This window comes from Streptomyces torulosus, from assembly GCF_001419765.1.
Taxonomy (GTDB): domain Bacteria; phylum Actinomycetota; class Actinomycetes; order Streptomycetales; family Streptomycetaceae; genus Streptomyces; species Streptomyces torulosus.
The window spans coordinates 1-7,210 of sequence record NZ_LIRK01000050.1; the positions used below are offsets into that span (position 1 = coordinate 1).

At 71.5% G+C, this 7,210-nt stretch carries 7 protein-coding genes; all 7 read right to left on the bottom strand.

Going from position 1 to position 7,210, the window contains the following annotated elements; translation table 11 throughout:
* The coding region (locus AOK23_RS04805) for a lyase family protein (RefSeq protein ID WP_240496250.1) at positions 1-298 on the bottom strand (298 nt) is incomplete at its 3' end.
* A 102-nt stretch (positions 299-400) separates the two neighbouring features.
* Entirely contained in the window at positions 401-1,684 is a 1,284-nt protein-coding gene (locus AOK23_RS04810; RefSeq protein ID WP_055711493.1) for an NAD(P)/FAD-dependent oxidoreductase, read from the bottom strand.
* 49 nt (positions 1,685-1,733) lie between these two features.
* Positions 1,734-2,399, bottom strand: a complete 666-nt coding sequence (locus AOK23_RS04815; protein ID WP_055711494.1) for a haloacid dehalogenase type II — start codon at positions 2,397-2,399, stop codon at positions 1,734-1,736.
* Positions 2,400-2,443: 44 nt separating this feature from the next.
* Positions 2,444-3,382 (bottom strand): aldo/keto reductase, encoded by a 939-nt coding sequence (locus AOK23_RS04820; protein ID WP_055711495.1) that lies wholly within the window; start codon positions 3,380-3,382, stop codon positions 2,444-2,446.
* Positions 3,379-4,839 (bottom strand): aldehyde dehydrogenase family protein, encoded by a 1,461-nt coding sequence (locus AOK23_RS04825; protein ID WP_055711496.1) that lies wholly within the window; start codon positions 4,837-4,839, stop codon positions 3,379-3,381. The genes AOK23_RS04820 and AOK23_RS04825 overlap by 4 nt, the downstream gene beginning before the upstream one ends.
* Positions 4,836-5,789, bottom strand: a complete 954-nt coding sequence (locus AOK23_RS04830; RefSeq protein WP_055711497.1) for a succinylglutamate desuccinylase/aspartoacylase family protein — start codon at positions 5,787-5,789, stop codon at positions 4,836-4,838. The genes AOK23_RS04825 and AOK23_RS04830 overlap by 4 nt, the downstream gene beginning before the upstream one ends.
* 23 nt (positions 5,790-5,812) lie before the next feature.
* Complete coding sequence (locus AOK23_RS04835; RefSeq protein WP_055711498.1) at positions 5,813-7,195, bottom strand: aminotransferase class III-fold pyridoxal phosphate-dependent enzyme; 1,383 nt, start codon at positions 7,193-7,195, stop codon at positions 5,813-5,815.
* Positions 7,196-7,210: the final 15 nt, after the last annotated feature.

Here is a 7,210-nt window from a genome sequence, read left to right on the forward strand (position 1 = left end):
CTTGCAAGGCGTCGACGACGAACTGCTCGTGCAGCTTGCCGGAGCGGATCTCGCGGCAGGCGGCGACGATCGCGGCGGCTTTCCCCGCCTCCAGCAGGCCCAGTTCCTCGTTCGCGCGGGCGGCGGCCTCCTTCACCGCGGCCAGCGCCTCGATCAGATGCGGGTACGCGGAGATCGGCATGCCGGTGATCGGGAAGTTCTCCGTGGCGCGCAGGGTGTGGACACCCCAGTACGCGTCGGCGGGAACGTCCCGGTCGCCGAGCAGGTCGTGTTCGCTGCGGGTGACTGCGGCGGTCATGGGTGTACGGGCCTTCTCTCAGGGGGCGTCCAGGGGTGTCGCGGGGGCCTTTCGCGTCGCCGCGCGCAAGGCCCCCGCGGAGTCACCGGCGGCGGCGCCCGGTCAGAACAGGCGGTCCTTCGCCTTGTAGTAGGCGCCGCCGAACGGCAGGAACCAGGCGGTGCCGTTGTAGAAGGGGACGGGGACCTTCGGGAATCCGAATCCGCGCAGCGGGTTGGCCTCCGGCCTGCCGTCCATCATGTCGGCGACGGCGCGGCCCATGTACGTGGCCATCTGGACGCCGTGTCCGCAGTAACCCATGGAGTAGTAGAGGCCGTTGACCTCGCCCGCGTGCGGAATGCGGTCCCAGGAGAAACCGACCATGCCGCCCCAGACGTAGTCGATGCGCACCCCCGCGAGCTGCGGGAAGATCTCGGTCATCTCCCGCTTGAGGATGTCGCCGCTCTTGACGTCGGAGGCCGGGTTGGAGGGCGCGAAGCGGGCCCGGCCGCCGAAGGCGAGACGGTTGTCCGGGGTGAGGCGGACGTAGTGGCCGACGTTCTTGTGGGCGACCAGCAGACGGCCGTTGGGGATGAGTTCCTTGGCGCGGGCCTCCCCCAGCGGCTCGGTGACGATGATGAAGCTGCCGACGTTGATGAGCCGCTTGCGGAACCACGGCATCGAACGGTCGGTGTACGCGTCCGTCGCCGCCATGACCTGCTTGGCGCGGATGGTGCCGTGCAGGGTCTCCACCACGAAGCCGCCGCCGGGCAGGCGGGTGAGGCCGGTGGCGGCGTTGCGCTCGTGGATCTCGGCGCCGGCGCGCTCGGCGGCGTCCGCGAGGCCTCCGACGAACTTGCCCACGTGCAGGGCGGCGCTGTCGGGGTCGAGCAGGGCGCCGTGGTAGTAGTCCGAGCCGAGTTCGGCGCGGAGTTCGCTCCTGCTGAGGACGATCGTCTCGTGGCCGAAGTTGTCGGCCAGGTCACGCTGCTTGGCCCGCAGACCGTCGAAGTGCCCGGGCTTGCAGACGGCGCCGAGGCGCCCGGCACGGTGGAAGTCGCAGTCGATGTCCTCGGTCTTGGTGAGTTCCTCGACGACGTCGACGGCCTCGCGGAAGGCGTTGTACAGCTCCAGGGCGCGCTCCTGGCCGTAGCGCTTGCGCGCCTCGGCGGGGCTGATGGTGATGCCCTGAGTGCACATGCTGCCGTTGCGCCCGGAGGCACCCGAGCCGACCTGGTCCTTCTCGACGAGGACGACCCGGGCGCCCTTGCGGGCGGTGTGGTAGGCGGTGGACAGGCCGGTGAGGCCGCCGCCGATCACCACCACGTCCGCCTCGTCGGGCAGGTCCTTTCCGGAACGGTCGGGTCGGGCGGGAGCTGTGTCCAGCCAGTAGGGGATCTGCTTCATGGCGTGCGTCCTCTGTGTTCTCGGTCCTGTTTCGCCGTCGGGCCTTCGGTCAGCAGCCGAGGAGCTTCGGCAGGCCGGACAGGTCGGGCAGCTCGTCGTAGGGCTGGTAGTCGGCGCTGCCGGGGTGGCCGTAGCGGTTGATCCACACGCGGCGCTTCAGGCCGAGGTCGCGGGTCGGGATGTGGTCGTACTCCCAGCCCTGCGCGGTGTGGATGACCTGGGACGGCTCGACGCCCATGGTCTTGAAGGCGTACTCGAAGGTCTGGCGGTCGGGCTTGTAGGCGCCGGCCTGCTGGGCGGTGATGACGTAGTCGAACTCGACGCCGATGTTCTCGACGTTCCGCGCGATCAGGTTGTCATCGGTGTTGGAGATGATGGCGATCTCGTAGCGGGACTTCAGGGCGCGCAGGGCGTCCGGGACCTCCGGGAAGGGCCCGAAGGTGGGGACGGCCTCGACCAGGGCGTCACCGTCGGACTCGCGGTACTCCAGGCCGTGCAGGCGCATGGCGTTGCGCAGGCTGGAGTGCAGGATCTCGTGGTAGGGGCGGTAGGCCTCCAGGACGGCCTGGAAGCGCATGACGCGGAAGTCGTCGAGGAACTCGTCGACATTCAGGTTGTCCAGGTCCAGCCGGTCCTCCAGGACCTTCAGGGTCGTGGGAGCCAGCTCGAAGTTGATCAGGGTCGCGTAGGCGTCGAAGGTGACGATCTCTCGCATGGTGTTCAGCCTCGTCTCGCGGGGTTTCTTGGGTGGGTGGGGCTTCAGACGACGCGTTCGCCGGGGGCGACGATCGCGTCCAGCGCGGCCAGGTCGGCCGGGCTCGGTATCCAGTCGGCGGCCGCCGCGTTGGCGGTGACCTGCTCGGGGGTCATGGCGCCGCAGATGACGGAGCCGACGGCGGGCAGGGCGGCCAGCGCGCCGACCGCGACCTGGAGGAGGGTCAGACCGCGTGCTTCGCCGTACGCGGTGAGGGCCTCGACCCGGTCGAGGGCCGCGTCGGTGAGCCAGCCCCGCCGCCAGGACAGGCGGCTGCCGGGCGGGGGCCGCTCACCGCGGCGGTACTTGCCGCTGAGCAGGCCGTTGGCCAGCGGGTAGTACGGCAGCAGGCCGAGTCCGTGGTGCAGACAGGCCGGGATCAGGTCCTGTTCGGCACCGCGGTCGAGGAGGTGGTAGCACGCCTGGGTGGACACGAAGGCGTCCGTGAGCCGCTCGGCGGGGAGGTTCGAGCAGCCGATGTGGAGGACCTTGCCCTCGTCGACCAGTTCCGTCAGCGCGGCGATGGTCTCGTCCAGCGGCGTGACGCCGTCCGGTTCGTGGTACTGGTACAGGTCGATCCGGTCGGTGCCGAGCCGGGTCAGCGAGGCCTCCACCGCGTACCGGATGTAGGCGCGGGCGCCGCGCGGACCGTACAGGTCGGCGTCGCGGCCCATCGCCATGCCGAACTTGGTGGCGAGGACCACCTCGTCGCGGTGGCCCTTGAGCGCGGCGCCGAGGAGCCGTTCGCCGTCGCCGCGCAGACCGCCCCGGTCCCCTGCCCCGCCGTACATGTCGGCGGTGTCGAACAGGGTGATCCCGGCGTCGAGCGCGGCGTGGACGACGGCCTTCGTGCCGTCCTCGTCGAGGCGGCTGCCGACGTTGTTGCCGCCCACGCCGACCACCGAGACGGTCGGGCCGCGCTCGCCGAGCGTGCGGTATCTCATGACCGGTGCCCGAACCCGATGCAGACGTTCTTGGTCTGCAGGTAGCTCGCCAGTCCTTCGAGGCCCTTCTCCCGGCCCCAGCCGCTGTGCTTGTAGCCGCCGAAGGGCAGTTCGACGCCCGTGCCGACGCCGGTGGCGTTGACGTAGACCTGGCCGGCCCGGATTCCCTCGGCGAGGCGCATGGCCTTGTCGATGTCGCGGGTCCAGACGTAGGAGGCGAGGCCGTACGGGCTGTCGTTGGCGATCTCCAGGGCCTCGGCCGCGTCGTCGAACTCGATGACCGTGACGACGGGGCCGAAGATCTCCTCGCGGGCGCACCGGGCCTGGTTGTCCAGTCCGGTCAGGACGGTCGGCCGGACGTAGTAGCCGTCGGCCAGCTCGGGCTCGGTGGGGGCGCCGCCGCCGGCCCGGGCCACCGCGCCCTCCTCGCGCGCCAGTTCCAGGTAGCCGAGGACCCGGTCCCGCTGCCGTGCGGCGACGAGAGGGCCGACGTCCGGATCGCTGAGTCCGGGACCGACGCTGAGGGAGGCGGCGTGCGCGACCAGCTTGTCCAGGAACTCCTCGGCGCCGCGCTGGAGCAGCAGCCGGGTGCCGGCCGAGCAGGTCTGCCCGGCGTTGCCGAACGCGGAGGCGGCGACGGCGCCGAGGGCCGCGTCGAAGTCGGCGTCGGCGAAGACGACGACCGGGGACTTGCCGCCCAGCTCGGTGACGGAGGGCACCACGTTGGCGGCGGCGGCCTGGGCGACCTTGATGCCGGTCGGCACCGAGCCGGTGAAGGTGACCTGGTTGATGTCCGGGTGTCCGGCGAGGGCCGCGCCGGTCTCGCCGTCACCGGGGACCACGTTCAGCACGCCCGGCGGAAGACCGCACTCCAGGGCGATCCTGCCGATCTCCAGCGGGGTGAGCGGCGCCTCCGGCGACGGCTTGAGCACCACCGTGCAGCCCGCGGCCAGGGCCGGCGCGGAGCCCCGCGCGGTGTTCTGGAGCGGGTAGTTGAACGGGATGATCTGGCCGGAGACGCCGATCGGCTCGCGCACGGTGTAGTCGAGCAGGCCGGGCCCGAGGGGGACCGTCGAGCCGCCGAGCTTGTCGGCGACGCCCGCGTAGAACTCGAAGTAGCGGGCCGCCGCCTCGACGTCGTTCTTGGCCTGGCGGAGCGGCTTGCCGACGTCCTGGCTCTCCAGCCGGGCCAGCCGCTCACCCTGGTAGCGGATGGCCTCCGCGATCCGGTACAGGATCCGGCCGCGGTCGGCGGCCCGCATCCCGGCCCACGCCGGGGAGGTGAAGGCCGTACGGGCGGCGGCCACCGCCTGGTCCACGTCCGCCTTGCCGCCCAGCGCCACCTGGGCGATCGCCGTGCCGTCGGACGGGTCGAGGACGGTGAAGGAGCGGCCGTCGGCGGCGGGGACCTGCTTGCCGTCGATGAGCAGCTCGGTCAACTGCAGTTCGTGGGTCATGGCCGGATCTCCCCGAGCACCTCGCCGAAGATGACGACCTCGTCGCCGGGGCGGACCGTGCGGATGCGGCGCACCCAGAGCACGATGCCCTCCCGCGGCGCGCGGACCTCTTCCAGCGTGGTGCCGTAGTGGTCGGTGATGGTGGCGATCAGGTCGCCTTCCTTGCAGGTCTCGCCCGGCTCGGCGTGCGCGACGAAGAAGCCGCCGGCGGCGGAGCGGGCGAAGGTCCCGGAGACCGTCGTGTAGGTGTCCCGCAGTTCCGGCTCGCCGTCGGTGATGCCGAGGCGGCGCAGGATGTTGCGGATCGAGTTCATGTGGTGCTCGACGTTGGTCTCGCGGTAGGTGGCGCCGCCGCACTCGATGGTGATGGCGGGCTTGCCGGCCTCGAGGACGGGGTGGCGGACGGTGCCGCCCCACTTGCCGCCCTTCCAGACCAGTTCGTGCCCGGCCGCGAGGGCGAGGTCGGTGGCGAGGTCCTCGTAACCGCCCTGGAGGATGACCAGCGGGGCGATCTCGCCGTAGGCGCCACCGGTGTGCAGGTCGACCACGGCGTCGACGGCGGGGACGACCTGCTCGACGAAGGTGGCGGCCAGCCGCTGCGAGTAGGAGCCCTCCGCGTCACCGGGGAAGATGCGGTTGAGGTTGAGGTGGTCGATGCCGCTCGCGCGGGCGGCGGCCTCGAAGGCGGGGGTGTTCAGGCAGGGGATGCCGACGACGGTGCCGCGCAGGGTGGCCGGGTCGAGCTCGGCGAGCACGCGGCGGATGGCCTCCTGCCCGTCGTACTCGTCGCCGTGCACGCCCGCGTCCACACACAGGACGGGGCCGTCGAGGGCGCCGTTGACGACGATCAGCGGAATGCCGAGCTCCACGCCGTAGCTGCTGGTGCCGACCGGGATCAAACCCTGGGCGCGCTCGCCGGGAGCGACGGTCAGCGGACCGATGGAGTACATGGGGAACCTTTCCAGGACGTGGATCAGATGCGGGCCGACGCCTCGGCCAGGACGCCCGCGATGATCGCGGCGATACGGTCGAGGACGGCGCGGTCGCTGATCAGCGGGGGTGCGATCTGGACCAGCGGGGCGGAGCGGTTGTAGACGCGGGCGAGCAGGCCGGCCTCGCGCAGCCGGCGCGGGATCAGGTCGGCGATCAGACCGGCGCGAGCCAGGTCGCTGAAGCCGCCGTCGTCGAGGTCACCGACGAGTTCGCAGGAGTAGAAGAACCCGGTGCCGCGGACGTCACCGACGATCGGCAGGTCCTTGAGGGCCGCCATCCGCTGGGCGAGGTCTCCCTGGAGGGCGCGGACGTTGTCCAGGACGCGGTCCCGCTCCAGGATCTCCAGGTTGCGCAGGGCGACGGCCGCGCTCAGTGGGTGCCCGGCGAAGGTGTAGCCGTGGTTGAGGACCACGCCGGGCCGGTTGATGACGTCGATGACCTTGTTGGCGACGAGGGTCGCGCCCAGGGGGGCGTATCCGGAGGTGATGCCCTTGGCGACGGTGACCATGTCCGGGCGGGCGTCGTAACGGTCGCCGCCGAACCACTCGCCGAGCCGGCCGAATCCCGTGATCACCTCGTCGGCGACGAGCAGGAACCCGTAGCGGTCGGCCAGCGCCCGCAGTCCCTGCCAGTAGCCCCGGGGCGGTGTGATGCAGCCGCCCCGGTTCTGCACGGGTTCGGCGATGAGCATCGCGACGGTCTCCGGCCCCTCGGCCAGGATCGTCGCCTCCACCTCGGCGAGGAGCCAGGCCGTCCACACCTCGTCGTCCGCGAACTGAGGGTCGAGGCCGAAACGGCTGGTGTTCGACACGAACCGGGTGTCGATCGCCGGCGGGCCGTACGGCTCGGTGAGGCCGGGGTCGTCGGTGAACGACAGGGTGCCGACGGTCAGCCCGTGGTAGGCGCCGCGGCGGGCGATCGCCTTGACCCGGCCCGGTTCCCCGCGCAGGGCGTGGTAGCGGCGGGCGATCTTCCAGGCGGTCTCGACGGCTTCGGCGCCGCCGCTCGAGAAGAAGGTGTGCTCGATGTCGACGGGGGCGATCCGGGACAGCCGCTCGGCGAGTTCGATCGCCGTCGGGTGCGCGGAGCCGGTCCACAGCGGGCTGTAGCACAGCTCGCGCAGTTGCCGTTCGGCGGCCTCGGCGAACTCGGGGCCGTAGGAGTAGCCGAGCTGGCAGCAGTACAGCCCCGACAGGCCGTCGATGTAGCGCCTGCCGTCCGTGTCGTCGACGTACGGGCCCTCCCCGCGCCGGACGACGAGGAGGTCATCCCCCTCGGCGCCGAGCGATCCGTTGGCGGTCATGTTCAGCAGCAGGTGCCGCTGAGCGGTGGCCGCGATCGGCTGAGCGGCGGCAGCGGTCATACGGCCTCACCTCCG